At 42.7% G+C, this 26,965-nt stretch carries 23 protein-coding genes; 10 read left to right on the top strand and 13 right to left on the bottom strand.

The window, feature by feature from the left end; translation table 11 throughout:
- Positions 1-31: 31 nt before the first annotated feature.
- The 5 genes from ACL9RF_RS02870 to ACL9RF_RS02850 all read right to left on the bottom strand — a co-directional run bounded on the left by ACL9RF_RS02870 (position 32) and on the right by ACL9RF_RS02850 (position 6,341).
- Positions 32-883: a sugar phosphate isomerase/epimerase family protein gene (locus tag ACL9RF_RS02870; RefSeq protein ID WP_422799082.1), complete on the bottom strand. Its 852-nt coding sequence runs from the start codon at positions 881-883 to the stop codon at positions 32-34.
- A 33-nt stretch (positions 884-916) separates the two neighbouring features.
- Positions 917-1,693 carry an SDR family NAD(P)-dependent oxidoreductase gene (locus ACL9RF_RS02865; RefSeq protein WP_422799081.1) on the bottom strand — a complete coding sequence of 259 codons (777 nt, stop codon included), beginning with the start codon at positions 1,691-1,693 and terminating at the stop codon, positions 917-919.
- A 12-nt stretch (positions 1,694-1,705) separates the two neighbouring features.
- Positions 1,706-3,421 (bottom strand): IlvD/Edd family dehydratase, encoded by a 1,716-nt coding sequence (locus tag ACL9RF_RS02860; RefSeq protein ID WP_422799080.1) that lies wholly within the window; start codon positions 3,419-3,421, stop codon positions 1,706-1,708.
- A gap of 5 nt (positions 3,422-3,426) precedes the next feature.
- Positions 3,427-5,580, bottom strand: coding sequence for a PQQ-binding-like beta-propeller repeat protein (locus ACL9RF_RS02855; protein ID WP_422799079.1), 2,154 nt, complete (start codon positions 5,578-5,580; stop codon positions 3,427-3,429).
- 98 nt (positions 5,581-5,678) lie between these two features.
- Positions 5,679-6,341, bottom strand: coding sequence for a metal-dependent transcriptional regulator (locus ACL9RF_RS02850; protein ID WP_422799078.1), 663 nt, complete (start codon positions 6,339-6,341; stop codon positions 5,679-5,681).
- 115 nt (positions 6,342-6,456) lie between these two features.
- Between ACL9RF_RS02850 and ACL9RF_RS02845 the strand changes: the two genes are divergently transcribed.
- Both ACL9RF_RS02845 and ACL9RF_RS02840 read left to right on the top strand, forming a co-directional pair.
- Positions 6,457-8,760 (top strand): TonB-dependent receptor, encoded by a 2,304-nt coding sequence (locus ACL9RF_RS02845; RefSeq protein ID WP_422799077.1) that lies wholly within the window; start codon positions 6,457-6,459, stop codon positions 8,758-8,760.
- A gap of 9 nt (positions 8,761-8,769) precedes the next feature.
- Positions 8,770-9,252 (top strand): thioredoxin family protein, encoded by a 483-nt coding sequence (locus tag ACL9RF_RS02840; RefSeq protein WP_422799076.1) that lies wholly within the window; start codon positions 8,770-8,772, stop codon positions 9,250-9,252.
- Positions 9,253-9,300: 48 nt separating this feature from the next.
- Here ACL9RF_RS02840 and ACL9RF_RS02835 read toward each other — a convergent pair whose 3' ends face one another.
- Entirely contained in the window at positions 9,301-9,627 is a 327-nt protein-coding gene (locus tag ACL9RF_RS02835) for a DUF4870 domain-containing protein (RefSeq protein ID WP_422799075.1), read from the bottom strand.
- A gap of 324 nt (positions 9,628-9,951) precedes the next feature.
- On the opposite strand from ACL9RF_RS02835, the gene ACL9RF_RS02830 reads away from it, so the two are divergent.
- The 3 genes from ACL9RF_RS02830 (at position 9,952) to ACL9RF_RS02820 (ending at position 11,239) form a co-directional block, all read left to right on the top strand.
- Entirely contained in the window at positions 9,952-10,530 is a 579-nt protein-coding gene (locus ACL9RF_RS02830; protein ID WP_422799074.1) for a Crp/Fnr family transcriptional regulator, read from the top strand.
- 66 nt (positions 10,531-10,596) lie between these two features.
- A complete protein-coding gene (locus tag ACL9RF_RS02825; protein WP_422799073.1) occupies positions 10,597-10,956 on the top strand; it encodes a DUF4260 domain-containing protein in 360 nt (119 codons plus the stop codon).
- A gap of 25 nt (positions 10,957-10,981) precedes the next feature.
- A complete protein-coding gene (locus tag ACL9RF_RS02820) occupies positions 10,982-11,239 on the top strand; it encodes an NAD(P)H-dependent oxidoreductase (protein WP_422799072.1) in 258 nt (85 codons plus the stop codon).
- A gap of 27 nt (positions 11,240-11,266) precedes the next feature.
- Here the strand turns inward: ACL9RF_RS02820 and ACL9RF_RS02815 are convergent, their stop codons facing one another.
- The 3 genes from ACL9RF_RS02815 to ACL9RF_RS02805 form a co-directional block, all read right to left on the bottom strand.
- On the bottom strand, positions 11,267-11,809 hold the full coding sequence (locus tag ACL9RF_RS02815; protein ID WP_422799071.1) for a DUF6705 family protein: 543 nt from the start codon (positions 11,807-11,809) through the stop codon (positions 11,267-11,269).
- A gap of 125 nt (positions 11,810-11,934) precedes the next feature.
- On the bottom strand, positions 11,935-12,402 hold the full coding sequence (locus ACL9RF_RS02810; protein ID WP_422799070.1) for a hypothetical protein: 468 nt from the start codon (positions 12,400-12,402) through the stop codon (positions 11,935-11,937).
- Between the two features lie 506 nt (positions 12,403-12,908).
- The gene (locus ACL9RF_RS02805) at positions 12,909-13,265 is read right to left on the bottom strand and encodes a winged helix-turn-helix transcriptional regulator (protein ID WP_422799069.1); all 357 of its coding nucleotides are present in this window, start codon (positions 13,263-13,265) and stop codon (positions 12,909-12,911) included.
- A 105-nt stretch (positions 13,266-13,370) separates the two neighbouring features.
- Between ACL9RF_RS02805 and ACL9RF_RS02800 the strand changes: the two genes are divergently transcribed.
- The 3 genes from ACL9RF_RS02800 (at position 13,371) to ACL9RF_RS02790 (ending at position 17,654) form a co-directional block, all read left to right on the top strand.
- The gene (locus ACL9RF_RS02800) at positions 13,371-14,267 is read left to right on the top strand and encodes an MBL fold metallo-hydrolase (RefSeq protein WP_422799068.1); all 897 of its coding nucleotides are present in this window, start codon (positions 13,371-13,373) and stop codon (positions 14,265-14,267) included.
- Positions 14,268-14,468: 201 nt separating this feature from the next.
- Entirely contained in the window at positions 14,469-16,796 is a 2,328-nt protein-coding gene (locus tag ACL9RF_RS02795) for a TonB-dependent receptor (RefSeq protein ID WP_422799067.1), read from the top strand.
- 72 nt (positions 16,797-16,868) lie between these two features.
- On the top strand, positions 16,869-17,654 hold the full coding sequence (locus ACL9RF_RS02790; protein ID WP_422799066.1) for a DUF4249 domain-containing protein: 786 nt from the start codon (positions 16,869-16,871) through the stop codon (positions 17,652-17,654).
- A 68-nt stretch (positions 17,655-17,722) separates the two neighbouring features.
- Here the strand turns inward: ACL9RF_RS02790 and ACL9RF_RS02785 are convergent, their stop codons facing one another.
- From ACL9RF_RS02785 to ACL9RF_RS02770, 4 genes are all read right to left on the bottom strand, one after another.
- Positions 17,723-18,286, bottom strand: a complete 564-nt coding sequence (locus tag ACL9RF_RS02785) for a LytR/AlgR family response regulator transcription factor (RefSeq protein ID WP_422799065.1) — start codon at positions 18,284-18,286, stop codon at positions 17,723-17,725.
- Between the two features lie 6 nt (positions 18,287-18,292).
- Positions 18,293-19,249 (bottom strand): sensor histidine kinase, encoded by a 957-nt coding sequence (locus ACL9RF_RS02780; protein WP_422799064.1) that lies wholly within the window; start codon positions 19,247-19,249, stop codon positions 18,293-18,295.
- Between the two features lie 193 nt (positions 19,250-19,442).
- Positions 19,443-20,093: an MgtC/SapB family protein gene (locus ACL9RF_RS02775; RefSeq protein ID WP_422799063.1), complete on the bottom strand. Its 651-nt coding sequence runs from the start codon at positions 20,091-20,093 to the stop codon at positions 19,443-19,445.
- A 29-nt stretch (positions 20,094-20,122) separates the two neighbouring features.
- The gene (locus tag ACL9RF_RS02770; protein ID WP_422799062.1) at positions 20,123-21,697 is read right to left on the bottom strand and encodes a Na+/H+ antiporter; all 1,575 of its coding nucleotides are present in this window, start codon (positions 21,695-21,697) and stop codon (positions 20,123-20,125) included.
- Between the two features lie 571 nt (positions 21,698-22,268).
- On the opposite strand from ACL9RF_RS02770, the gene ACL9RF_RS02765 reads away from it, so the two are divergent.
- On the top strand, positions 22,269-25,478 hold the full coding sequence (locus ACL9RF_RS02765) for a SusC/RagA family TonB-linked outer membrane protein (protein ID WP_422799061.1): 3,210 nt from the start codon (positions 22,269-22,271) through the stop codon (positions 25,476-25,478).
- A gap of 11 nt (positions 25,479-25,489) precedes the next feature.
- Positions 25,490-26,953, top strand: coding sequence for a RagB/SusD family nutrient uptake outer membrane protein (locus ACL9RF_RS02760; RefSeq protein WP_422799060.1), 1,464 nt, complete (start codon positions 25,490-25,492; stop codon positions 26,951-26,953).
- Positions 26,954-26,965 lie beyond the last annotated feature (12 nt).

Raw genomic sequence — 26,965 nt, 5'->3', positions numbered from 1 at the left:
GAATCCTATGCTTACTAGGAATAAAGTAGCGTTATTTGCTTTTTGTTAAAGCATTAAAATCCGACAACATCTTTTTTACATCTTTAATATTATCGTCAAAATTCTGTTCACATTCCATCTGAATATAACCCGTATATTTTTGTTTCTTCAGCTCCTTCAGCAATGCCGGCACCCCCACTTTACCCTTTCCGAAATCAACATCTCTGCCATCGGCATCAACATCCTTCAGGTGTATACCAATAATATGGCCCTTCAGGCTTTTTATTGCCGCAACAGGATCGACACCACTACGCACCCAATGCCCTACATCGGCGCAGGCACCGATATTCTTAAAGCCTTTAGTCGCTTTTAAAAATACCTCAGGATGCCAAAAATAGCTACTTCCTTTAGCATGCTGATGAATAGCGATTTTAATGCCATACAGCCCTGCCAGACTATCGATTAAAGGCAGCACCTCAACGGAAGGCTCACAGACCAAATATTTCACGCCATAAGCTTTACCAAATTCGAAGTTATGCTTCCACTCCTGCTCCGTTTGTCCGCCACCTACATACACCGAGGTCATCTGAAGGCCATTCTCCTGGATCAATTGTTTGACCTTCACCACTTCATCCGCGGAAAGGTTATCCCAGGATTTATTTCCATAGGCAGGCCCTAAATTGTAAAAGCTAAAGCCTTCAATATTTTTTACGCCAGCCTCTTTAGCTAATTTCAGTGCCTCCGGAAGGGAATGGCGGTGGAAGGAATACAGCGCAATACCCACATTCCAGTCATTTTTAGGTTTTACGTTAACCTGTCCGAACGATACGGCCGGCACCAGCAGGCATACCATACTCAGGAGGAAGAAAAAAGAACTTCCCCAACTTACATTTTTACTTACCATAATTTTTACGTTTTACTAAATCTATATACCAAGCTATTCTGGCGACGGACTGGTTACAGTCCACCCCCCATCGACAACCAAACTCTGTCCGGTTATATGGCGAGCAGCATCGGAAAGCAGAAACAAGGCGGTCTGGGCAATATCTTCTACCCCCGCTGCGCGCCCCATCGGTGTCAGCTGCGACCAAATCGTCTCATAGTCCTTATCCAAAAGCGTTCTTTCTGTGGCTGTAGCGCCAGGGACAACGGTATTAATAGTAATCTTATAAGGCGATAAATCCAGCACTAAACTTTTTGCCAGCATCTCTAATGCCGCCTTACTCATACCATATGCCGCCAGATTTTTGTGCGCCTGATGCCCCGTTACGGAGGAGGTTATTAAAAAAGAGCCCCCTAAGCCCTGGCTCCTTAGCTGGCGTGCCGCCGCCTGCAGCAACAAAAATGTGCCGGCAACGTTTACCTTCAACACCTGATGTAAATCTGCCGAAGGATAATCGAAAAAATCCCCGAACAGCGTAATTCCCGCATTTGCTACGACCAAATCCAACTGCTTAAACTCCTTCACAGCGGTATCGATCATTTCTTGTATAACAGCCGGGTCGCTACTGTCGCCAGCGACAGCCACACATACTGCGCCTAAATTTTGGATTTCAGCTACCGCCGGCGTCAATAAGCTGGGATCGATATCGTTGAGCAGCACCCGGGCACCCTCGAGTGCCAAGTGTTTCGCAATACCAAAACCAATACCCTGTGCAGCCCCTGTTATCAGCGCCGTTTTACCTTCAAATCTTTTAACCATCACCTTTTCCATATGCATGCAAAATTAATGCGAATCGCGCAATACTTCCGACCCTGAGCCTCCTTTTAAGAAATCCAGATCGCAGCCCTTATGCGGCGGTTCCACATGATCAATAAACAACTTGACATACCCTCTGGTTTGCGGATTCGCAAAACCAGCATGCTGCGCACGTCTACGGTTCAGTTCCCCCTCCGGTAGCAGCATATCCAAACTCCGGTTTTCAATATCCAGCGCTATCAGGTCGCCATTTTGTACCAGCGCCAATGGGCCATTATCAGCAGCCTCGGGCGAAACATGCAGCACCACCGTACCAAAGCCTGTACCACTCATTCTACCATCGGAAATACGAACCATATCGGTTACCCCCTGCTTAAGCAACTTTTGCGGAAGGCTCATATTACCAACCTCCGGCATACCGGGATATCCTTTTGCACCTACATGCTTTAACACCAGCACCGAGCTGGCATCGACATCCAAATCCGGATCATCTATCCGCAGTTTATAATCTTCAATATTTTCAAATACCACGGCTTTTCCTGTATGCTTCAGCAAAGCAGGGTCAGCCGCCGACAGTTTAATAACAGCGCCATTGGGACAAATATTCCCTTTTACAATAGCAAAACCACTCTCCTTTTTTACGGGCTTATCGAGATTAGCGATAACATCAGGATTTAACGAATAGGCATCCTGCAACAGTTCGGCCCATGTGCGCCCCGTTACCGTTTTGACATCCATATGCAAGTATTTTGCCATCGCTTGCATAACCGCTGGGATACCGCCTGCATAATAAAGATCCTCCATAAAAAACTTGCCAGAGGGTTGCAAGTTTACCAATAGTGGAATGTTTTTGAGCTTCGCATCAAAAGCATCAATATCCAGCGGCACGTTTAACCTACCTGCAATAGCCAATAGATGTATAATAAAGTTTGTCGAACCACCAATGGCGGTATTAACATCGATAGCATTTTCAAAAGCTTTTTTTGTTAAAATAGTCGAGGGCTTTAAATCCTCCTGTACCATTTCAACAATGCGGCGCCCAGAATACTGCGCAAGCACCTTTCTATTGGCATCGACGGCCGGTATAGCGGCATTTCCAGGTAATGCCATACCCAGCGCCTCCGCCATTACAGCCATCGACGATGCGGTACCCATAACCGCACAGTGACCGCGGCTGCGGCACATTCCTGCCTCAGCGGCACTCAGCTGTTCATCGTTCATACGACCAGCTTTAACATCGGTAGCAAAGCGCCAAATATCGCTGGTACCAATATCCTTACCCTCGTATTTCCCCGTTAACATGGGGCCACCAGAAACCACAATTGTAGGAATATCGACACTGCAAGCCCCCATTAACAAGGCCGGTGTAGTTTTGTCGCAGCCACAGAGCAGCACCACCGCATCTACTGGATTGGCACGAATAGACTCTTCCACGTCCATGCTTACGAGATTTCGGTACAGCATGGCTGTAGGTTTCATGAGCGTTTCACCCAGCGACATCACCGGAAACTCCACGGGGAACCCCCCTGCCTGCAGAATACCCCGTTTTACAGACTCGGCGAGCTCTCTAAAATGGGCGTTGCAGGGCGTTAATTCCGACCAGGTGTTGCAGATACCGATCACCGGTTTACCTTCAAACTCATCGGCCGGAATACCTTGGTTTTTCATCCATGCCCGGTAAATAAAGCCATCCTTACCCTTCCGTCCAAACCATTGCTGGCTACGCAGTTTTTTACTTTCCATGGCATTTATTTTTTGGGTAAAGCAAAGGCCACATAGGCATCCGAAGAAGCCCCGCCCCATTTCGAGCCCCCGCAAGCTATCACAACATACTGTCGGCCATTTACTTGGTACGTTGCAGGCGTGGCTACACCTGGCGCAGGCAAATCAGTTTCGAACAATATTTTACCATTCTTTTTGTTGATCGCTCTAAATTTACCATCCGCAGTTGCGGCAATAAAAATTAGCCCTCCGGAAGTCACCACCGGACCGCCATAATTCTCTCTTCCTGTTGTCGGTATACCTTTTTTCTTGAGCTCCTCAAACTCCCCGAAAGGAATCTTCCACACATACTCACCCGTGTTCAGGTCGATCGCATTTAAGGTACCCCAAGGTGGACTAATAGCCGGGTATCCTTCTTTTGTCAAGAACTTGTTATAGCCCGTTGAACCGTACGATGGTTTATTATTTTTTGGATCATCACCCAGCAGATCCTTACCTGAATACGCCAACTGCTGCTCTGCTTTAATGTCTAAAATATAAGAAGCGATGGCATTGACCTCCTCCTTACTCAGGTGATTGAAGCCCGGCATCATGCGACGGCCCGTAGAAAGCAGGTCGGTAAATTGTTTTTTAGTATATTTTTTATCCACAGCAACGATAGACGGGTAATCGCCCGAACCTAAACGCTCTGGACCATGACAGGCCATACAATGCTTGGCATATAATAAGGCGCCTGCTTTTATATTGGTAAGGTTCTCCTTCTTCTGTGGAGCATTTTCAACGAGGTTTAACACCCAGGCCATCTCGTTGGCATTGACATATAGAATATTACTCGTCGGATCGAATGCAGGTCCGCCCCACTCGCCACCACCATCATATCCCGGAAAAATAATTGTACCTTCCTTTGTCGGCGGTGTATATATACCTTCAGATCTATAGCCCTTAAAACGCTGTAGAATATCCGCATAAGAGTCTGCATCGACTAACGTATTTAAATCTTTCTCGGTAACACGCTGGCGAACAAACGGTTTAGGCAGCACCGGGAAGGGTTGTGTAGGCCACAGCTTCTCGCCAGGAACACCATCTGTAGGTACAGGGCGCTCCTCGATAGGATAAACTGGCTTCCCTGTTGTCCTTTCTAAAATAAAAAGCAATCCTGTTTTTGTAGATTGTGCTACGGCTTCAATTTTTTTACCTTCCTTATTTACGGTAACCAAAATCGGCGGACTAGAGATGTCCATATCCCAAACATCGTGATGTACGGTTTGGAAATGCCACATTAACTTACCGGTATTGGCATCCAAGGCAAGAATACAGTTTCCATAAAGCCCTTGCCCCCAACGGTCGCCACCATAAAAGTCGTTCGTAGGATTGCCGGTACCGGCAAATAAAATACCACGTTTTTCGTCTAAGGTAAAACCAGACCAACTGTTAGTCGACCCCATGCGCTGGTATGCCGTAGGATCCTCCCAGGTTTCATGGCCCGGCTCGCCAGGATGTGGAACGGTATGGAAAATCCATTTCTGTGCACCTGTTTTGGCATCGAAAGCACGGATATGCCCTGGTGTTTCCTCGCCGGTATAACCACTTAGAAAAAACAAATTTTTATAAACCATAAGCGGGGAGGTAACCGCTATAGAAGCCTTTTCGGCATCCATATCCAAGCCCTTACGTAAGTCGATACCGCCATCCTGACCAAAAGTTGATACCAGCTTTCCTGTTTCGGCATGCACCGCCAAGGCTACAGAACCTACCGTATATATAATTCGCTTATCCGCCCCATCTGCCCAATACGCCACCCCACGATTCATGTTTACACTACCGCGGTGCCAGGTTTTATTGGCCAGTGAATCTGCAGGGTCAAAATTCCAGATTTCCTTTCCAGTTTCGGCATTAATAGCGAAAAGTTTTAAACGTGGAGAAACACCATACATTACCCCATCGATAATAATAGGGTTACATTGCATCGGTCCGAACTTGGACGCATCACCACCTTCGGAATGATATGTCCAAGCCACTTCTAAGCCGGCAACATTGGAAGTGTCAATTTGATTGAGGTCCGAGTACTTATTGTTATCCCTTTGACCACCGGTTACTTCCCAGGTAGTACGCGAGGCATTTGGCGAACATGCGGCAAACAGTCCAACCAGTAACGTTCCCACTAAAAATTTCTTATTCATGTATAAATGGAATATTTCAAACTACAAAATTAGCCGTTACGGGCAATATGTATTTCGAAAAATAAACCAATTATTGCGAATATTTCACCTTTTAAAATTTAGTCGGATAGGTGGGCTATCAGGATTTTTTCGCAGACAAGATGACTAAAGGTTTCTTTGATATTATCGCCATACAACACGGTCATGCTACGATCGAAAGCCTCCATACCAAGAATAGTAAGGGTAGAACCCAGCGCTAAATCACGCTGATTTAAAAAGCGTAGAAAATCTTCGGAGGAATCCCCAACAGCACGGAAGGTAACCTGTTGGCCAACGCTGCAGGTCGATAACTTTACATAGTTATCGGCCTCTATAACTCCATAAATATCAGGAATCGGAGAACCATGGGGGTCATATTTCGGGAATCCCAGTAGGGCGTCCATTTTATTGAAAAAAGCTGGCGACTGTATATGTTCAATCTGCTCGGCAATAGGGTGTACCTCCTCCCATCCGAAACCCATTTTCTGCACCAAAAACATTTCTGTAAGCCTATGCTTACGCAATATCAATGCCGCCTCATGCTGCCCTTTAGCCGTCAGCTTTAATGGTTTATAACTTTCATAGATTACCAAATCTTTTTCGGCCAATCGCTTCATCATACTATTCACAGTCGGCATTTTAATATTAAGCTGCTTGCTCAATTCATTAACCGACGCCTCGCCTGTTACACGGGTTAAGGCAAATAAAGTTTTAAGGTAATTCTCTTCCGTTTGTGAGATCATACACAAATATGATAAAAAGAGTTCTTTATTTCTCAAAAATATTTTTGTTAGTTCACGCTAACTTTTTAATTTTGCCCCTATAATTTATTAATTACATAAAACTAAAACCGATTTAATGAAACACAAAAAAGGTATTTTAACTACAACTTATCTCTTATTTAGCGTCTTATTATGCTTTGGCCAATCGGCAAGCATAAAGGGTCGTATAACGGATAAAGAAGGGAAGCCTATCGTAGGAGCTACCCTATTATTAAAGCCATCCAACACTAAAACTGCGACCGACAGTCTTGGTAATTATATATTTCAACATATTACAGCCAATACCTACACCGTTGAAGCGAAACACATCGGCTACAAAAGCAAGCGCAGTAGTATTAAGGTGAATACTACTGCGGCGATCGTAGACCTATCGCTAAGCGAAATAATGGAAAATAATCTTGATGAGGTTGTCATATCGGGTACCATGAAGGAGGTTTCAAAACTGGAAAGCCCCATACCGGTAGAGGTATATTCGGCCAAGTTCTTCCGCGCCAACCCCAGTCCTTCCATATTTGAAGGACTACAGACCGTAAATGGTGTACGTCCGCAGTTAAACTGTAATGTATGTAATACCGGTGATATCCATATCAACGGTCTTGAAGGGCCGTATACAATGGTTATGATCGATGGTATGCCGATTGTAAGTGGCCTTTCCACCGTCTATGGTTTGAGCGGTATCCCTATGTCCTTGGTCGATCGGGTTGAAATTGTAAAAGGCCCCGCCTCTACATTATACGGTAGCGAGGCCGTTGGCGGCATCATCAATATCATCACCAAACGCCCTTCCAGCGCACCGCTGTTATCGGCAGATGTCTACGGCACCACATGGGCTGAATTTAATGCCGATATTGGCGGTAGGTTTAAGGTAGGCAAGAAAGCCAACAGCTTACTGGGTATCAACTACTTTAACTACCAAAACCCAATCGACAATAATAAGGACAATTTTACCGATGTGACCTTGCAAAACCGAATTTCAGTGTTCAACAAGTGGAGTTTTGACCGCAAGGATAATCGTGTTTTCAACCTTGCCGGAAGGTATCTTTACGAAGACCGTTGGGGTGGAGAAATGAATTGGAACAAAAAGTACAGAGGTGGTGAGGAGGTTTATGGTGAAAGTGTGTATACCAGCCGATGGGAATTTTTTGGTACCTACCAATTGCCGGTAAAAGAAAAAATTATGTTCCAATTTAGTGCCAATGGACATAATCAAAATAGCGCTTATGGCGGCGATATTTTCATTGCTAAACAGTACATCGGTTTTGGCCAGTTAACTTGGGATAAAACCGTAGGCAGGCATGACCTGCTTGCAGGTCTCTCGTATCGTTTTACCTATTACGACGATAATACACCCGCCACTGCCGTTAACGATTCTATCCGTATGGATCAGGTTAAAAAAACACGCCTTCCAGGGTTGTTTCTGCAGGATGAGATTACCCTAAACGCAAACAATAAGCTTTTACTGGGCCTGCGGTACGACCATAACTCCATTCATGGCAATATCCTTACGCCACGGATTAGTTATAAATGGAACTCGCCGGATAAAAACAATATTATCCGTTTAAGTATGGGTAATGGGTATCGTGTGGCCAATGTTTTCACGGAAGAGCATGCTACGATTACGGGTGCACGTAAGGTGGTTTTTCTTAATAATTTAAAACCCGAAACCTCCTGGAATGCGAACCTAAACTATGTACGTAAAATCTTTATCGGTAGCGCGCTGTTAAACGTAGATGCAACGGCCTTCTACACGTACTTTACCAACAAAATTATTCCGGATTATGATACCAATCCGTCAGAAATTATCTTCGATAACTTGAATGGTAATGCGGTGTCCAAAGGGCTATCCGTAAATCTGGATATGTCTTTTACCAATGGGTTAAAAATCCTTGCCGGCGGAACCGTGATGGATGTGCAATCGACGGAAGATGGCGTTACCACGCGACAAATCAAAACGGAGCGTTTCTCTGGAACCTGGAATATTGGCTATACGTTCCACAGATTAGGATTAACCGTAGATTATACCGGAAATGTTGTTGGGCCGATGCGCCTTGTATTAATAGGCGACCATGACCCTAGAAGACCGTACTCCCCGTGGTGGAGCGTACAGAACATCCAGCTTACGAAAAAGATTGGCCATCAGTTTGAGCTGTATGGAGGGGTAAAAAACCTGTTAAACTGGACCGTAAATAAGGGTAACCCCTTTGTGATAGCACGTGCGCATGACCCTTTTGATAAGGAGGTGGTGTTCGATAATACGGGTAACCCAACGGTTGTACCGGGTGTTAATCCATATGGGTTGAAATTTGACCCTGATGGTTACTCGTATGGCCCTAATCAGGGTATCCGTGGTTTCTTAGGATTACGCTATACCATTCGTTAATAACAAGCTATGCATGTTAATATTAAACGGGTTCCTGCTATGGTTGTTCTGCTCCTGCTGTGGAGCAGTAAACCCGCTTTTGCGCAATATCAGCGTACGGTAAACGACTTGGATAGTTTGATACAAAAGCACCCTAAACCGGTTTTGATGGTATTAGGAACGGAATGGTGTAGCTACTGCAGCATGCAAAAAAACATTATCCAGAAGCTGCTGCAAAGCGATACTACAGCCGCAAACAGGCTGTACTACGTACCTTTTAATGCCGAAATAAAGGATGCCGTGCAATTTTTAGGACAAACTTTTACCTACACGGCCACAGGCAAGGACAAGGGGGTACATGCCTTTGCTCGCTTTTTGAATCGTAATGCTCCCATTTCTTATCCAACGCTGGTTCTTTTAGACCCAAAGGGAAATGTAATTTATCGCCATCCCGGACTGGTAACGAAGGATCAAATGCGTATTATTTTGGATCATCTTGCAGGTCTAATCTAAAGAAAAGGCGTCTTGTTTTACAGACGCCTTTTTAATGTACTTGAAATTTTATCTCTCAATAAAAGCAAAGCTATTTTCAAAAGCTTTACCTATAATTGGCAATGGCTTTTTAACCTTATTGATAACATTTACAATGCCCAGAATTGTAAAAATCAATAGCAAAATTCCGGCATAACTTAGTAAAGAACCCATAGTTTCCGAAATAGCCAGTACAATGCGTACAATAACGTTAAAGACTACACCAACTACCATAAGACCAAAGCCTTGTTTAAGATGGTAAATACTAAAATTATCTCTTTCTTTCTTCCCGGCAAAGAAACCCACTAACCAAAGGATTCCCAAATAGCTTAAAATAGACTGCACTTTTGAACTCATAGCTTTATAGTATTTATATATTTATTTGTTTGTTTATTTACTTATTAATTATTTTCCTATTTATTGGGATAGACGCCAAATATCCGGTACAACCACAAACAAATAGTTTGCCAACAGCGCCAAAAAAAGGGACTTAAAGCCAAAAAAAAGCCATTTCCAGAGTCTGCAAATTATGTTTTCACTATAATTAGGGATAAAAACAGCCTTAAATTAGTATCTCCTGAGGTTTGCACCAGCTGCCGCCTGCTCCTTACCTTATTTTGTACCTTAGCCCGTACTTTTTATCAGATAATAGTATATTTAGTCTCCTAATTTCGCATAGCTATGGCAGACTTTAATACTACTTTTCAAGCACATTTTGGCCGATTTACCGATACAGAGCTCCAACAGATTCGCAGTTATTTTAAAGAAGAGCAGTTAGCTAAGGGGGATTTCTTTACTAATGCCGAGCAGGTGTGCCAACGACTAAGTCTCGTAACATCGGGCATATTACGTGTATATGCCTGGGCCAACGACAGAGAGATTACGCAATGGATCGCTACGGAGAACTTTTTCCTTACGGATGTACAGGGGTTCTTTTTCGACCAGCCCAATCGTTGGAACATACAGGCACTAACGCCTGTAACGTTATGGAGTATTTATAAAAAGGATTATATGGACCTCTGTACAGCATTCCCGCAGTGGCATGATATTGAGAAAGGTTTTATCGTGAAATGTTTTGCCATGATAGAAAACCGGGTATTCTCTCATCTATCGATGACCGCAGAAGAACGTTATACCTTATATTTTAACCAAAATCCTGCTCTTTTCAATCAGGTACCGCTGCATTATATTGCCTCGGTACTCGGCATGACAGCCGAAACGTTCAGCCGCATACGGAAACGTCAGCTTGCAAAATCTTGATATTTGTCAAGGCCTATTTGTATGATTCTATAGAACTTTGTGGTTAGAAACAATAGAAAATAAGGTATGCGTAAGGTATTAAAACTCGAAGAATTAGGTCAATTTTTATGTGCCATTTTTTTATTCAGCAGATTAGACTACAGCTGGTGGCTTTTCCCGGCCTGTATTCTGCTGCCCGATTTATCTATGATTGGTTACGCCATAAATACTAAGGTAGGTGCGATAGCCTATAATATCGCTCATCATAAGGCCTTGGCGATTCTTATCGCTACTGTGGGTATGCTACTCCATGTACCTGTATTTATCTTGGTGGGTATTATACTTTATGCCCACGCTTCGATGGATAGAGTATTTGGATATGGCCTTAAATACTACCGTGGTTTTAAATACACGCATTTAGGGGAGATAAAAAAAATAGATAGGTAATACATTCGTTATAGTAACCCTTTGTATGAAAATAATTGTAATCGTAGGTAGTTCGAGACAAGACGAAGATACAGCAACTTTGACAAAAGAACTAATAGAGCAATCGAAATGGGATTTACTTGATTTAAACGATTATGATATTGGTTATTTTGACTACACGCACGAAAACCGAAACGATGATTACTTGACTTTAATAAAGAAAATCATAGAGAAATATGATACAGTAATTTTTGCCACTCCAATTTATTGGTATTCAATGAGCGGAATAATTTACACCATTTGATTAGGGAAATACCATTAGATTTGAAATTTATTGAGTAACTTTTTTGAATTTTAGCTCCTTGGGTAAATTAAAGGTGTTTTTCGTTTCTTTTTTGTTTACAATAATGCCTTCTTGCTTCGCTGGGCTTAATGAGAGTAGCAATTCATCTTTTGAATTTGATATTATTGCCTGTACCCTATATTTAGTAGAATTTTTATCAAGAATAAAATAGCCTTCTATTTTATTCGTTTCCGATGTATGGCCTCTGGTAAAAAATGTCGCATTTTGCAATAGCTCATTTTGCTCTATCGGTCTTTCACTTTTAGATATGATTTGATTTTTCTTCTTCAGTTCGTGAAAGCCGATAATCCCATCTGTTTTAACGCTCCCAATAGGAATATTTTCTTTACTAAGATTAAGTATTAATTCGAAATCATTGCCTGAATACTTCCATTTACCAATAAATTGGTCAATGGAAGTATTTTTTATTTGATCATCGGCATTTAAATTATCATAATTTTGAGCTATCAGATTGGATGATACTGTTAGTAATATAATTAGTATCATTATGCGATTTATTAAATTTTTCATTTCGTTAATTATTTACAGGGGTTTGATATTATAACTCTTTTTCCGACTTTTTCTTCAAGTTCTTTTGGAACCCAATCTTTTTTATTCTCGTCATACTCGAATAATTTCATACCAGTTTTTTCGAATCAAAGATAGTTAAGAAAACCATTTAAATTTTGTTGGACTGAATTATTATTGTTGACAAGACCTTCATATAAAAATTCATAAGGTAAACCAGGCGAAATTCCTTTTACAATTTTATCTGCATAAGTACTAAATAATGAAACATTTTCGATAGTTAAGAGATAATTTGTTTTTTGGTGGGTTGTTACACCAAAAAAGAACCCCTGCGGGCTCATCATTAACCCTTGAGTGTATATTTGTGAAATAGCAATTATGTCAGAATAGGATAATATTGAATACCCGGCTTTTACATGGTTATGCATTAATCCGTTTATTTTATCGTATAAAGTGATAGGTATAGAATGTTCGTCTTTTTTTCCTTTAATTTCGATTAGATTGTCACCATAGAAAATACCACCTGATTCATAATTGTCTGTTACGGATTTCTTTGCTAAATTATTTCTGAGATTATTAAATGCAGCCTTACCCATAAGTGATTTTAATAGATCGCAAGGATTTTTAGGTACGCTTGATTGTGTAGGATAATAAACAGGACGGCTAATATAGGGAAACCATGGGTTTAAGGTATTAGCGGGATGTCTTGGATTGTCCTTGGTTATGATAACTTCATCGATTTCTATCGGATTTGGATTTCCGGGAAATCCTGGACCAGGGTTTGTTTTTAGTTTTTCATAACATATAGAGGGAAGACCAGGAATAGGATCTATTTCGCCTTCATAAAGTATGGCTTATTTCGAAACAATAAAAACTGTAAACCTATACTAATGATAAAAACGATAAAAATGATTTAAAGCATATCTCGCATTAAAAATGCGTCGTTATACTTGGCGCTATGTGTGGTGCAGACCTTTATGCGGGCAGTGCCTAGCTCTTTTGGCAGAAGAAAGCCTTCCCGATGGGCCTGCCCTGTCGGCCGTTGGGGTTATTTACATCCTTACAGGCTACACAGCTAAAGGGCAATTTTCAAGGTTAGCCCCTACTTACCGGTTACCATTTTGCGGTGCTGCAAGCCCCAGTTTTTGAGTTCCAGAATAACTTTCTCAAGCGTGCGTCCATGTGCTGTAATTTCATAGGCCACCGTTGGCGGAAACGTGTCGAGCGCTGTACGCGAGATCAGATAATTCTCCTCCAGCTCCTTAAGCTCCTTGGCCAGGACCTTATCACTTAACCCTACAACCTCCTTGGTAATCTCCTTAAATCGTTTACCTCCAAATGACAGGCTCATTATAATAGGGATCTTCCATTTACCACTTAACAGGGTCAATGCATCTTTTATGGGCAGCATCCCTGCCGAACATTCTTTCTGTGTACTATTTGCTGTCGTATTTGCCATAAATATTGCTGTTACTAACCTCTTGGAAAGTGCTTTCCAAGAGGTTAGTAACCTTTTTTGAACCACAAAGGTACTTAATTTTGTAGGGTAGAAAACAATAAAACTATGCTAGAAACGCTAGAAAACCACAAGAATGGACATATTCAATTTCCTTTGGGAGATTTAACCTTATATGTTATTACCGATGGGGCCTTTAAAATGGATGGCATACAGCCTGTATTTGCTCCAGAGGCTGATCCAAATGCTATTAAGACATTTTTAGAAGACAATTTTTACCCGAGCGATCGTATCGATTTTGCAGGTAATATTTTGTTGGTAAAAACGCAAACACGAACAATCCTGCTGGATACTGGAAGTGGGCAGCAGTTGTCGCCAACAGCGGGTAAGCTTTTGCAACACCTCGCTGCTGCAGGCATCTCTGAACATGACATCACGGATATTGTGCTTACGCATGCGCATGCCGACCATATCGGCGGATTATTGCATGGGGATGGCAGCCCTGCATTTGCAAATGCTGCGGTGCATATTGCGCAAGCTGAATATGATTTTTGGATGGCTACAGCGCCCGACTTTTCAAAGGGATCGATAAATGAAACAACACAATTTGGGATCGACTTTGCACAGCAGCATTTAAATAGTATCGACGCTGCCCGCTTGCATTTCTTTACCGATAAGGATGTATTATTCGACTGTTTAAATGTGGAAATTGCCGCCGGACATACGCCCGGACAGGCCATTATTACGGTGTTCTCGCAAGGTCAAGAGTTGGTGCATATGGCAGATACTTTTCAGCATATTTTGTTGCTTGCCCATCCAACATGGGGCAGCCTCATCGATACCGATTTTGAAATGGCTATAGCGTCGCGCCAAATGTTGGGTAAGCGATGGGCGGCAGAAAAACGTTTAATCTTTGGCGACCACCTGCCCTACCCTGGATTAGGGTATCTTAAAACCCGTGATACTGGTTTTGAATGGGTTCCGAAGGCATTTTTCACCGTGTAAAGCGGTATATTTTTCTTTTCACTGGGTAGATAAGGTTTCTCTGGCAAAATACCAGAGAAACCTTGCCTGCCTAAACAAATACCTATAACCTATACGCTATAAGGCCTTAAAAAGCATAATTTCCTATAAAAAACACACTAGTTTGTATAATTGCTGGTTTTCAACTCGACATAAATCTTACATTCGTTGAAAATTTAGAAAATGTATAAATCGCTACCTATCTTATTACTTTTAGCGTCGCTATCACAGGTTTCCTTTGCTCAAAAGCGGTATAGCTTATCGGGTACCCTAACGGACGCCGCCACGGGCGAAACTTTAATTGGCGCTACGGTAAAACTTCAAGAGCTGCCACAGGCCAACAGTTCTAGTAATGCCTATGGCTATTATGCGCTTAGTGCTCCGGAAGGTCGCTATGTGGTTATTGGCTCTTATGTGGGCTATAAGACTTTTACCGATACCATCTCGCTCTTTAAAGACCAGGTACTCCATATCCCCTTACGCGCACAAAATAGTTTGGAGGAGGTTGTTGTGGCATCGCATCGCAGAAACAACAGCAATATATCCTCCCCACAAATGGGCGTAGAGAAACTGAATATGAGCCAAATTAACCAGCTTCCGGTAGTATTGGGCGAGCAGGATGTCTTAAAGAGTATTACACTAATGCCGGGTATAAAGACCTCGGGCGAGGGTAATACAGGTTTTTACGTTCGAGGAGGTGGTGCCGACCAAAACTTAATCCTTTTGGATGAAGCTACAGTTTATAATGCAGCGCACTTGTTGGGCTTTTTCTCGACCTTCAACTCCGATGCCATCAAAGATGTAAGCATCTATAAAGGCGGTATGCCTTCGGAGTATGGCGGAAGATTATCGTCGGTGCTGGATATAAAAATGAACGAAGGGAACAATAAAAAGGTTACCGTGCAGGGCGGTGTCGGACTGATAGCCTCGCGGATTAAAGTCGAGGGGCCTTTGGTAAAAGATAAGGGTTCGTTTATGATCTCTGCCCGTCGTACTTACGCCGATTTATTTTTAAAGGCTTCAAAAGATAGCACCCTGAATAAAAGCACTTTATATTTTTACGATATCAATGCTAAGGTAAACTATCGTTTCAACGATAAAAATGCCCTTTATCTTTCGGGGTATTTTGGGAAGGATGTGCTGGGGCTGCAGGATGTTTTTGGCACCAACTGGGGAAATGCTACCGGAACACTGCGTTTTAATCATGTGTTTAGTAGCAAGCTGTTCTCGAACACTTCCTTAATTTATAGCAATTACAATTATGTGATCGAGGGTTTGGACCGCACCGATGGCTTTAAGATTACCTCCAAAATTATGGACTTTAATGTTAAGCAGGACTTTCAGTATTATGCCGCTTCCAACCATGCGCTAAAGTTTGGCCTACATGCTACTCGCCACGATATTGCCCCGGGTGATATCAGCACCACAGCATCGTCTAGCTTTAACGATAAACATGTGGAGCACCGCTATGGCTACGAGATGGCTGCTTACCTGGGTGACGAATGGAAGGTAAGCCCGAAATTAAGTGTGATGTATGGCTTACGATTAAGCTCAATGCTGCTTACGGGGCCTGGAACCTACAGCAGTTACGATGAGGCTGGAAATATTATCGATGCACGGAAGTATAGTGCTGGGGAGGTCGTGAAAAATTATATGAACCTGGAGCCTCGTTTCAGCTTGAGTTATATGCTTAATGAGGAGCAATCTATAAAAGCATCCTACAACCGAAACACCCAGAATATTCATTTGCTGACCAACTCCACCAGCGCCAGCCCTACAGATTTGTACGTGATGAGCAGTAAAAATATTAAACCCGAAATTGCTGATCAGTTCTCGGCGGGATATTTTAGAAACTTTAAAGACAATACCTACGAATTTTCTGGCGAGCTATACTATAAAAACCTGCAAAACCAAATCGACTATAAAGATGCTGCACAGTTGTTGGTAAACCAGGATGTAGAATCGCAATTGTTATATGGCAGCGGTCGTGCCTATGGTGTGGAGTTATTCTTTAAAAAGAAGTATGGCAAGTTTAACGGTTGGGTTGGCTATACGTTATCGAAAACGGAGCGTAAATTTGAAGGCATTAACAACGGAAACTACTTTCCAGCAACGCAAGACCGTACCCACGATGTATCTGTCGTTGCTATCTACAACTTAAATGAAAGCTGGACCCTCTCGAGTAACTTTGTTTATGGCACAGGACGAGCGGTAACCTATCCGACGGGAAAGTATAATGTCGGTGGCCATACTACTTATTCGTATTCCGATAGAAATGCATACCGACAGCCGGCATCGCACCGTTTGGATATTGCAGCAACGTATACGGCAAAACCTGGTAAGTATTTCACTTCTAGCTGGACATTCGGTGTTTATAATGTGTATGCCCAAAAGGATCCTTACAGAATTGCCTTCCGCGACAGCAAAAAAGTGCCTAATGCCACGGAGGCAGTGCAAACCAGCATTTTCGGTGTGCCTATCCCCTCTGTTACCTGGAACTTCAAGTTTTAAGTTTTAAGTATTTAGTATTTAGTTTTAAGTATTTAGTTTTAAGTATTTAGTTTTAATTTAACGTCTAATACCATGAAAAAATATAACCTCTACAGTCTGATCGTTTTTGTATTAGCATTAACATCATCGTGTGAAAAGGTGATTGATATAAAAGTAAATGACGAGGTGGGCAAGCTTGTTATTGAAGGGATAATAAACCAAACCGATACGGTACAAAAGATTATCTTAAGCAGAAATGTTTCTTTTACGGGTAGCAATACCTACCCCGGCGTTTCTGGCGCAACGGTTACCGTTCGTGATAGCGACAATAAAACCTATGTTTTTAGGGAAACAACAACGGGAACATACATCGCTAATCCGTTTATCGGCGAACCTGGAAAAACCTATTCCATGGAAGTGCAGGTCGACAACGAAACCTACCGTGCACAGGCACAGCTGCCACAGCTGGTACCCTTGGATTCCATATCAGCAGAAAAACCTAAAATTGGCGATAAGGATACACGTAACATAAAAATTTACTTTAAAGATCCTCAGGATCAGCAAAACCAATATCGATTTGTCCTATATGTAAATAATAAACAAACGAAAGATATTTATGCGCTGGACGACAATTTTACCAATGGCAATGAGGTAAGCCTCACCTTAAGACCCGACGATCTGGATATATTTCCTGGCGATAACGTTAGGGTAGAAATGTTTTGCATTGACCGGGCTTTATATACCTATTGGTACAGCTTGATGCAACAATCTGGTGGTGGTGGCATTACACCAAGCAATCCGCCGACAAATATCAGTCCATCGGTACTTGGCTATTTTAGTGCACATAGCCAATCGAGTAAAAGTATCACAATTGAATAAAAACAAGGAAAAACGGGATTCCCAGAAATTGGAATCCCGTTTTTCCTTACCTATTAAGGGTATGCTTTTCAATACGCTTCAACAAATCGTCTCGGAAGCTGGTTTAAGATGGTTTTAACATTCATTGCCACCATCAGCTTTTTATCCTTGCTATGGATCATAACATAATCCTTCATGGCCTCAATATATTGAATATCTTTCAGCTTCAGGCGGAACAATTTCCGATCCGCCGGATCTTCTGCAACCACTTTGTCGGAGGATTTATTTTGAAAAATAGCGACCACCTTATCCATTGCCTTTCGAAGGCGCTCCTCGGCAATAGGTTTCAACAGGTAATCTAAGGCATTCAGCTCATAACTTTCCAAAGCATAGTTTGGATAAGCGGTGGTAAAAATAATCTGTATACCCGCAGGAATGGACTTAGCAAAAGTTAACCCATTTTCTTCCGGCAGGTGGATATCTAAAAAAATCAATTCCGGAGCCTGCTGTTCCAAGAGCAAACGCGCATCTTCCGTGTTGCTATACATGCCCATACAATCCAAAAAATCATAAGCCCCCAACAGCTTCACGAGCCCCCTCCGTGCCAGCCGCTCGTCTTCAATTACAATATACTTAATACGAAAATTTTCCATCGTTAATTATAGCACTATGGGTATAGACAAACATACTTCAAAAACATCATTTTTATCGGAAATATCCAGGCTGAACCTGTTGGGATAAAGAATTTCCAGGCGCTTCCGTATATTACTCAGACCAATCCCGCCATACTCCTGCTGCTGCACATTTTTCTTCAACGTATTGCGGCAGGTAAACAGCAAATTATGGTCTTCCCTAGTAAAGTGGATATACACATGCATGCCGCTGTCCATAGGCTGATGCCCGGCATGTTTAATCACATTTTCTACAAAAGGAATAAAAAGAAATGGCGGTACTTTTAGAGCCTCCATATCGGGGTCTACCCAAAACTCCACCTGAAAATTATCCCTGCGGATATCCTCCATAAACAGGATATTGCGTAAAACCTCCAGCTCCTTCCCTAGCGCAATAGTCTCTCCCTTTGCTAAATACAACTGGTTGCGTAAAATATCACTTAGACGCATCAATACTGAGGAGGCCAATTTAGGGTCTTCTTCAATCAAAAAATTGATATTATTTAAAGTATTAAATAAAAAGTGTGGATTTATCTGGCTTTTTAGCTGCTCCAGCTGCATCATTAGCGTATTATTCTGAAACTCCTTTAAACGGATAAGATTTACAATCCAGGTTTTGAACAGTTTAACACTACTTACGGCAGCAATAAAAATGGTCAGCAAGATGGCAAAGACGAAAAAATCCGCCCAACCTAAAAACGACTGATCGGCTTTTTCAATTAAAAATAAATTCTGCCGCTCAAAATACATCATACCCAAAAATATCAAGGCATAATAAAGCAGTAGGCTGCCTGCGTAGGCCAAAAACCGACTGCGCAGCATAAACTTCGGAATCAATATATAGTGGTTAACATAGAATAGTGCCAGAAGTATAAGTATAGATATAAATTTGGTAAATAAAACCCATTTATCATCCGCCTGAGATGTGGCCTCCGCTGTCGGCACAAAATGTATTCCTATTATCGCGGTAATCAATAAAAAAAGGCCGGATCCATCGGTAGCGCTTGTCGATTATAAAATCTATAAAAGGGCTGTGCTCATAGTCTGTACTTATCTGCTGGCTCCAGATGTATTCCTATTTATCTCCTGTAATTACCTATACAAAAGTAAAGATAAATAAGGTTTTATCGGAGCGCTTCTACCAGTCGAAGGAATCGATTCCCCCCTGTTCCAGCAGCCAACTGTTAAAAAGTTCCAGCTGCTTACCATCGCCACGGACCAGGACTTCTACTTTAATATGGCTGTCTTCACGCGTAAGTTTGAGGTTGCTGTATTTTAACTTAAAAACCTGCATCTGATTGCAGATAAGGGCCGCTTGCGCCGGGTTATCCACGGTAATACAGTAGTCCCTATGCTGAAAGTAATAATCAATACGAAATTGAATATAATCCATAACAAATAAAATAAACAGTGCGAGCACAACAGATATTCCTGCCAACGCAAACTCGCCGATACCAATCAGCATGCCTATTGCTGCCGACACCCATATGGAAGCTGCTGTGGTAATGCCTGTAACACTGAAGTTATTTCTAAATATTACACCAGCACCTAAAAAGCCTACCCCTGTAATAATATTTGCGGCAATACGATCCCTGTTGTCGGCAACACCCAACAGGTAAGAGCAAATGGTAAAAACCGTTGAGCCAAAACATATCAACGCCAAAGTCCGAAAACCTGCAGATTTACCGCGGATCTCACGTTCTAAGCCTAAAATACTGCCACACACAATGGAAAGCAATATTTTCAATATTTCATCGCCATAAATATGGTTTGTTAAAATAGATTGCATAGCCGCAATTTAGTGTATAATTTATTTTTTTAAACCTCCATAATTCTACTCTCTTCGAGGTCGATTTTCGCCAGGTATTTCCGTACCAATTCTTCATCCAGCCTTTCATTACCACTATTAGCCGCCAACAGCCAGTTACGCTGGCTCTCGAGGAGCTCTTGGTAATGGGCTTTCAAGAGGGGAAGCAACGCATGATCTTTTACACGTGTACTATTTTCTATCCAATGCAAGGTAATCTTTTCAAGTTCTGTATACAACTGTTGCCCTTCGTGCTTTTTAAGAAATTCCATAGCCTTGGCATTGATTCCCGCATCGAGGTAGCGCTCCGCTTCCTCTTCCGGCATATGATCGTCAAAATCGTTCAGTTTTATTTTTTTAATTAATAACGGCAGTGTAAGCCCTTGAACCAACAAGGTAGAAAGAATAACCACAAAGGTGATGAACAAGATTAAGCTACGCTGCGGAAAATCGACGCCTTCACTGACCTGCAGGGGTATAGATAATGCCGCCGCCAACGATACTACACCCCGCATTCCCGTCCAGCCAAAAACCATGGGCGCTTTATAACCTGGATTACGCGCATCTGCAACCGTAATAAAGCGACTCGCTATTTTGGTAATAAACATCGTTAATAAGGCAAACAAAAAGCGGCTGCCTATCAATACCACCGTAATCAATACCCCATAACCTATAGCTATCGGCAGACTTATGGCTTCGGCATGTAGCGATTGAACAATTTCGGGGAGGTCCAAACCAATAAGCATAAACACCAAGCCATTTAGCACAAATATTAAACTCTCCCACACACTTAAGCCCCTTAAGCGGGTATAACTATTTAAAAATACATAACGCTTAGCAGAAAGATATAGCCCCCCGGATACGACAGCAATAACGCCCGAGCTCTCCAGCTCCTCGGCAAGAATATACATGAGGTAGGGTGCTACCAAGGTCAAAACAATATCCACATTCGCATCCGAAGTAATCAGCCTATGCAACTGCATAAAAACCCACCCTATCGCCAAACCTACAGCCAATCCCCCAACAATCATCCAAGCAAAACTACCTAAAGCCTGGCCCATAAAAAATTGGCCGGTGCCGACCGCAATCAAGGCAAAACGGAAGATAATAAGAGATGAGGCGTCGTTTAATAAACTTTCCCCCTCCAACACGGCCGACATCCTTTTGGGCACCTTCACAAACTTCATAATTGCTCCGGCGCTTACCGCATCAGGCGGCGACACAATACCGCCCAACAGAAAACCTAAAGCCAGGGAAAAGCCGGGGATAAAATAATTCGCTACTAAGGCCACAGATATAGCGGTAAAAAACACCATCCCGAATGCAAAGCCCGTTACCACCCTGCGCCAGCGCCACAGCTCCTTCCACGATATTGACCAGGCTGCCTCGTACAGCAATGGTGGCAGGAATAGGGTGAAAATTAATTCGGGAGCAATATGTAAGGTGGGCACCGCTGGAATAAAACTAATAAGCAAACCTGCTAAAACCAGTAATACCGGATAAGCAACTTTAATTTTATTGGCCAAGACAATCAAAAAAACAATGACCACAATTAGAATAAGATAGAATGGAAAAACTTCGTGCATAGCGTGCTGTTGTTGTAGTAGAGAACCTCCTGATTAAGTGTTATGTATGAAACAAAATTTGTACAAATAAGTTGTAAACTTACTTACATTTTTTAATGCCTGTTATCGTGTACAGCTCAATTTTAATTTGCTGTAAAGCAAAACCTTTTTTTACCTGCTATACTTATGTATACCATTTGTATTTTTCTGCCACATTACCACCCCAAAAGCATAGATCAAAAATTGCTACAAATCAATGGTTTACAAATAAAACTAGAGGATATATCTATGATTTAGATCGAAACAATAAAAAAAGACTACTTTATAGGTGGTTTTTATATTTTTTATTTTATAAATTTGTTGTGCTATCAAATAACAAACTTAAAATAAAGCGCTTATGAAAGAATATTACCAACCTAAACCACGCCTAATACAGCTCTCCCCCTGTTGTAGCCATTATACCCACCGCATCCGAATGCCTTACCAAGGTTAAGCCTTGGCAATATATCGACTGTCTTAACGGAGACATTTTAGACTTAAAATGCCTTCCCAAATGGTAAAGGCTATTTTTTCGACTTCATTTTTTTTATTCATGAAATATCATAGAACTAACATACAGGTTATGGGGGTATGGCTTGGCCTTGCCTTAAGTGTTCCTGCCATAACCTTCGGGCAAGATCGCCCACAAACGCTTATCAATGCCTCCTTTAGCGGCGTAGTGATTGACGCAAACGATAACCGCCCGTTGGAGGGCGCCACCGTGTCCTTGTATGGGGTTACGCATGCGGTAAGCACCAACCGTAAGGGGGTATTTGCTTTTGTTACCGGACAAAATCTTCCGGCACGGTTAACCATATCGTTATTAGGTTATCAGCCCTTGGTAACGGTAATAAAAAATCAAGGGGATACCATACGGCTACAGCCGCTATCCAATGACCTGGATGAGGTGCTGGTCGTGGGTTATGGTACCCAGCGTAAAAAAGATTTCGCAGGTGCAGCTTCTCGCATCGATAATACTGCCCTAAAGGACGTACCTGTACAGAGCTTTGACCAGGCCTTATCTGGAAAGGCTTCAGGCGTTAGTGTCGGACTACCAAACGGTTTATTGAACAATCCGCCTGTAATTCGTGTTCGTGGTTTAAACTCCATATCCTTAAGTGCCTACCCTTTAATTGTTGTCGATGGGATTCCTATCCTGACGGGAAACATATCTGGTAATTCTTCGATTACCAATAACCCCTTGGCCGATATTAACCCTGCTGATATTGAAACCATTGATGTACTTAAAGATGCGGCTTCTACTTCGATTTATGGTTCGCGTGCTGCCGGGGGCGTATTATTAATTACCACCAAAAAGGGTAAAGAAGGCCGTACCAAGGTAAATTACGACGCCTGGGGTTCTGTGGTTACGGCCACACGCTTGCCGAAGGTATTGAAAGCCGAAGATTATATCGCTATAAAAAATGAAGCCGTACGGAACAATAAAATCTTAAGCGGTAACGGCAATAATGATAATGTTGCCGATGCCCTTTTCTTTCCCCAATACGATGCGGATGGAAAACTGCTGGAAACGAAATGGACAGACCATGTATACAATAAAGGATATAGCCATAACCATAGCATAAACATCAGCGGTGCCAATGCCCATACACAGTATTACCTATCTGGCAATTATTCCAATCAGGAGGGATTTTTTGCACATAATGCTTTCGAGCGTAAAGGTATCCGATTTAGCATTGACCACAAGGTAAATGATTGGCTCAACGTGGGTGGAAACTTATCGTACAACAATACCTTTAACGAAGCACAAAACTCCGGTTCTCTACCTGGAAACCAACTGTACCTCTATGGTGCCGCCCGCCTCGCGCTGGTGCTTCCACCCAATGTATCGCCTTTTAACCCCGATGGGAGTTATAACCTCAACAGCAATGGCTTGCTGGGCTCTGGCGCCAATAAGTTTTCGAATACCTTATATAATCCGGAAGCCCTTTTTGCATACAGTAAATTTACAACGGGCAACGACCATATTATCGGTAACTTACACAGTAGTATACGGCTGCTAAAAAATCTGAAACTCAATACGGTGTATGCGGTAGACCGCAACCTCGTGGCTACCCGCTCTTTCTTAAGTCCTAAAATTGGTTCAGCGGGCTATTCAAATGGGGGAACGGTAAATAATGTGGATGCGACCTTAAACAATTGGAACTTTACAAATACGTTAACCTACGATACATCTATAGGCGACAAACAGGATATCTCCCTGCTTGCGGGTTATGATATACAGAAATACAGTACCGATAACTGGAATGCTGCACAGTCTAACTCTTCGGATCCGTTTTTTGAAAACTTTCAAGGAAACTGGACTCGCATTACGGGGGCTGGGGGTGTTGTTTTCGAACGCTTCTTCCGCTCTACATTTTTTAGGGCCACCTACAACTACGATAAACGTTATCAGCTAACGGCGAACTTCCGCCGTGATGGCAACTCTGCACTGGGTGAAAACAATAAATATGGTGACTTTGGTGGTGTTTCTGTAGGCTGGTCTCTTTTTGAGGAGTCTTTTTTCAAGGCGTCAAAATTTGCCGATCTCTTCGGCGATGTTAAACTCCGGGGTAGCTGGGGGCGTGTGGGTAATGGCAATGTGGGGCCATACGCCTCTCTAAACTTATATAATTCGTCGTTATATTCGGATGTAGCAACCTGGGCTTTGGCACAGGCCGGAAACCCAGACCTCGGCTGGGAAACTTCCGAGCAGAAGAATGTTGGCCTAAGTTTCAACCTGCTACACAAACGCTTGCAGGTGGATATCGATGGTTTTTATAACGATGTTAACGGTTTGGTACTGGAGGCTCCACAGTCGCCATCTAAGGGTATCCCGGGTAACAAAATCATTAAAAATGTCGGTAGAATGTATAATAAAGGGTTGGAATTTGCTATTGGTGGTCTGGTACTGCAAAAAGGTAAATTCCAATGGAATGCCAATGCCAATTTAAGCTTGGTAAAAAATAAAGTTACCGCGCTTGCCGAGGGGAACTCCGATATTATTGGATATACGCATACCACCACCGAGGCTAATAATGTAACGCGTGTCGGGTATGCGGCAAGCAGTTTATACGGTGCTCGTACAGCGGGCGTTAACCCGGAAAATGGCCGTCGTATATTTATCAATAAAAATGGCGAGCAGGTACAATATACGGCTGCTGCTGCCGCAGGACAGAGCAACTGGACTTACCTAGATGGCACCACCGCGGCGGCAATTACTGTGGCAGACTATCAGGTTCTAGGAAATGCTATGCCAACCTGGTATGGTGGCTTTAACAACAGCTTTAAATACGGTCCTTTGGATGCGACCGTAAACTTCACCTTTGCGGGTGGAAATAAGATTATGAACGGCACACGGGGCACTTTACTCGACCAGCGTTTCTTTAACAATAGTACGGAGGTATTGGGGCGATGGACGACTGTTGGGCAGGTTACGGATATTCCGCGCTTGGTTTATAACGATGTGATTTCTAATGGTTCAGCAGGCTTTTCTATAGATTCTAATGTCGAAAAAGCAGATTTCTTACGTTTGCAGCAGCTTACGCTGGGCTACTCGTACCGTAATCCGGGTTTAAGTAATATCGGTTTATCGGCTATTCGTTTGTATGCCTCGGCTTCGAATCTATTCTTGTGGACCAATTACAAAGGCGCCGACCCTGAATCTTCGTCCAATGGTAATACCAATACCAGTCTGGGTATTGAGAAAAACTCAATCGGCCAAGGAAGAACCTGGCTGGTTGGAATTAATGTTTCCTTCTAATTTTTTTTATTATGCAAGCATCAACAATAAATACCTTAAAAAAAAGCAGCATGGCCGTTCTGGCTTTAAGCATTGCCCTGACCGCTTTGCAGGGATGTAAACGTGAACAGGGGCTATTCCCGGAAAGTACGACCAGCATATCGGATAAGAATATCTTCGATACGCCACAGCGTATCGAGGGTTTGGTAAATGGTATATACAAGGCTTTTAAAGGGGCGTCTTTATATGGCGGGAGGTATTTTATGTACCAGGATTTCCGCGGTGAAGAGTTTATCACCATAACAGCCAATAGTTATACGGTATTTGAAAGTTGGAACAATTCGTATAGCTCCGGGTCTAACGACATTAATAGCTTATGGTCTACGGCGTATACGGCAATTAATAATGCGAATATTCTAATCGAAGGCCTCGCCAACAGAAAGGATGTCGTAGGCGAAGAGAAGGCGAATGCGTATATTGCTGAAGCGAAGTTCTTACGTGCTGTATCGTATTTTAGCTTGGTTACGGTTTTCGGACAGCCCTATACTAAAGATCAGGGGGCCTCTCCCGGCCTTCCCCTGCGCTTACAGGCCGAGCTCGACACCCGCAACAACGATTTAAAACGCTCCAGTGTATCGGAAATCTATGCGCAGATTATCCAAGACTTAGACGATGCGGAGAAGGATCTTCCGGAGAGCTATAGCAATGCGGGTTTAAATACAACGCGGGCGCATAAAAATACCGCTAGGGCTTTTAAAACGCGTGTCTTTCTGGCGCAAAACAATTGGGCAGCGGTACTGAAGGAGGCCGTAAAAATTGTTCCGCAGACTAAAGCGCCTTTTGCCGCTGTAACGGGGGTAAAAAGTGAACTTCAACCTGATATCTTAACCCTGTTTGGCGCTAATTTTACAACCACCGAGTCGCTATTGAGCATGCCTTTTTCTACTGTAGACTCCTATTCCGGACAAACAGCAATTGCTTATGTGTATTTTGGGAATAAGGAATATTACCTAAATCCGAATGGAATTTTAGGGGATCCACAGTGGAAAGCCGACGACCGCAGAAGGTTGCTTCTGGCACCTAGTGGGGGAAAGCAGTTTTTGAAGAAGTTTGCCAAGGTATCGCCGTACATCGACTATATCCCTGTCATACGTTATGCCGAGGTATTACTAAATTATGCGGAAGCTGCTGCCCAATCCGGACAGCTGCCGCTGGCTGCTGAGCTGGTAAAGGCTGTGCATAAACGCTCGGATGCCTCCTTTGCTATCAGCGACAGCCAAAGCGCGGATAAACAGGCTTTATTAGCTATCATTGCCAAGGAACGGCGGATTGAATTATTGGGTGAGGGCTTTCGTGGTTTTGATCTTTTACGTAAATTAGAGCCCCTGCCGGCCAAGGCTGACGAAACTATACAGACACCAGCAGTTCCGGTTTCTGCACAGAACTATATCTTTCCGCCACCCAATACGGAGCTGGCAACAAACAAACTTTTTTAATCTGATGGAATA

Origin of the sequence: Sphingobacterium sp. Mn56C (assembly GCF_049319645.1) — a bacterium.
Lineage (GTDB): Bacteria > Bacteroidota > Bacteroidia > Sphingobacteriales > Sphingobacteriaceae > Sphingobacterium.
This window is presented reverse-complemented; position numbering and strand designations above follow the sequence as displayed.

What these genes read in the sequence shown, in the direction of transcription:
- ACL9RF_RS02795 (WP_422799067.1), top strand. Translation starts at nt 14,469, where the DNA reads ATGTATAAATCGCTACCTATCTTATTACTTTTAGCGTCGCTATCACAG.
- ACL9RF_RS02815 (WP_422799071.1), bottom strand. Translation starts at nt 11,809, where the DNA reads ATGAAAAATTTAATAAATCGCATAATGATACTAATTATATTACTAACA.
- ACL9RF_RS02775 (WP_422799063.1), bottom strand. Translation starts at nt 20,093, where the DNA reads ATGCAATCTATTTTAACAAACCATATTTATGGCGATGAAATATTGAAA.
- ACL9RF_RS02830 (WP_422799074.1), top strand. Translation starts at nt 9,952, where the DNA reads ATGGCAGACTTTAATACTACTTTTCAAGCACATTTTGGCCGATTTACC.
- ACL9RF_RS02785 (WP_422799065.1), bottom strand. Translation starts at nt 18,286, where the DNA reads ATGGAAAATTTTCGTATTAAGTATATTGTAATTGAAGACGAGCGGCTG.
- ACL9RF_RS02825 (WP_422799073.1), top strand. Translation starts at nt 10,597, where the DNA reads ATGCGTAAGGTATTAAAACTCGAAGAATTAGGTCAATTTTTATGTGCC.
- ACL9RF_RS02870 (WP_422799082.1), bottom strand. Translation starts at nt 883, where the DNA reads ATGGTAAGTAAAAATGTAAGTTGGGGAAGTTCTTTTTTCTTCCTCCTG.
- ACL9RF_RS02770 (WP_422799062.1), bottom strand. Translation starts at nt 21,697, where the DNA reads ATGCACGAAGTTTTTCCATTCTATCTTATTCTAATTGTGGTCATTGTT.
- ACL9RF_RS02805 (WP_422799069.1), bottom strand. Translation starts at nt 13,265, where the DNA reads ATGGCAAATACGACAGCAAATAGTACACAGAAAGAATGTTCGGCAGGG.
- ACL9RF_RS02860 (WP_422799080.1), bottom strand. Translation starts at nt 3,421, where the DNA reads ATGGAAAGTAAAAAACTGCGTAGCCAGCAATGGTTTGGACGGAAGGGT.
- ACL9RF_RS02790 (WP_422799066.1), top strand. Translation starts at nt 16,869, where the DNA reads ATGAAAAAATATAACCTCTACAGTCTGATCGTTTTTGTATTAGCATTA.
- ACL9RF_RS02820 (WP_422799072.1), top strand. Translation starts at nt 10,982, where the DNA reads ATGAAAATAATTGTAATCGTAGGTAGTTCGAGACAAGACGAAGATACA.
- ACL9RF_RS02765 (WP_422799061.1), top strand. Translation starts at nt 22,269, where the DNA reads ATGAAATATCATAGAACTAACATACAGGTTATGGGGGTATGGCTTGGC.
- ACL9RF_RS02850 (WP_422799078.1), bottom strand. Translation starts at nt 6,341, where the DNA reads ATGATCTCACAAACGGAAGAGAATTACCTTAAAACTTTATTTGCCTTA.
- ACL9RF_RS02810 (WP_422799070.1), bottom strand. Translation starts at nt 12,402, where the DNA reads ATGGGTAAGGCTGCATTTAATAATCTCAGAAATAATTTAGCAAAGAAA.
- ACL9RF_RS02835 (WP_422799075.1), bottom strand. Translation starts at nt 9,627, where the DNA reads ATGAGTTCAAAAGTGCAGTCTATTTTAAGCTATTTGGGAATCCTTTGG.
- ACL9RF_RS02800 (WP_422799068.1), top strand. Translation starts at nt 13,371, where the DNA reads ATGCTAGAAACGCTAGAAAACCACAAGAATGGACATATTCAATTTCCT.
- ACL9RF_RS02865 (WP_422799081.1), bottom strand. Translation starts at nt 1,693, where the DNA reads ATGGAAAAGGTGATGGTTAAAAGATTTGAAGGTAAAACGGCGCTGATA.
- ACL9RF_RS02840 (WP_422799076.1), top strand. Translation starts at nt 8,770, where the DNA reads ATGCATGTTAATATTAAACGGGTTCCTGCTATGGTTGTTCTGCTCCTG.
- ACL9RF_RS02845 (WP_422799077.1), top strand. Translation starts at nt 6,457, where the DNA reads ATGAAACACAAAAAAGGTATTTTAACTACAACTTATCTCTTATTTAGC.
- ACL9RF_RS02855 (WP_422799079.1), bottom strand. Translation starts at nt 5,580, where the DNA reads ATGAATAAGAAATTTTTAGTGGGAACGTTACTGGTTGGACTGTTTGCC.
- ACL9RF_RS02760 (WP_422799060.1), top strand. Translation starts at nt 25,490, where the DNA reads ATGCAAGCATCAACAATAAATACCTTAAAAAAAAGCAGCATGGCCGTT.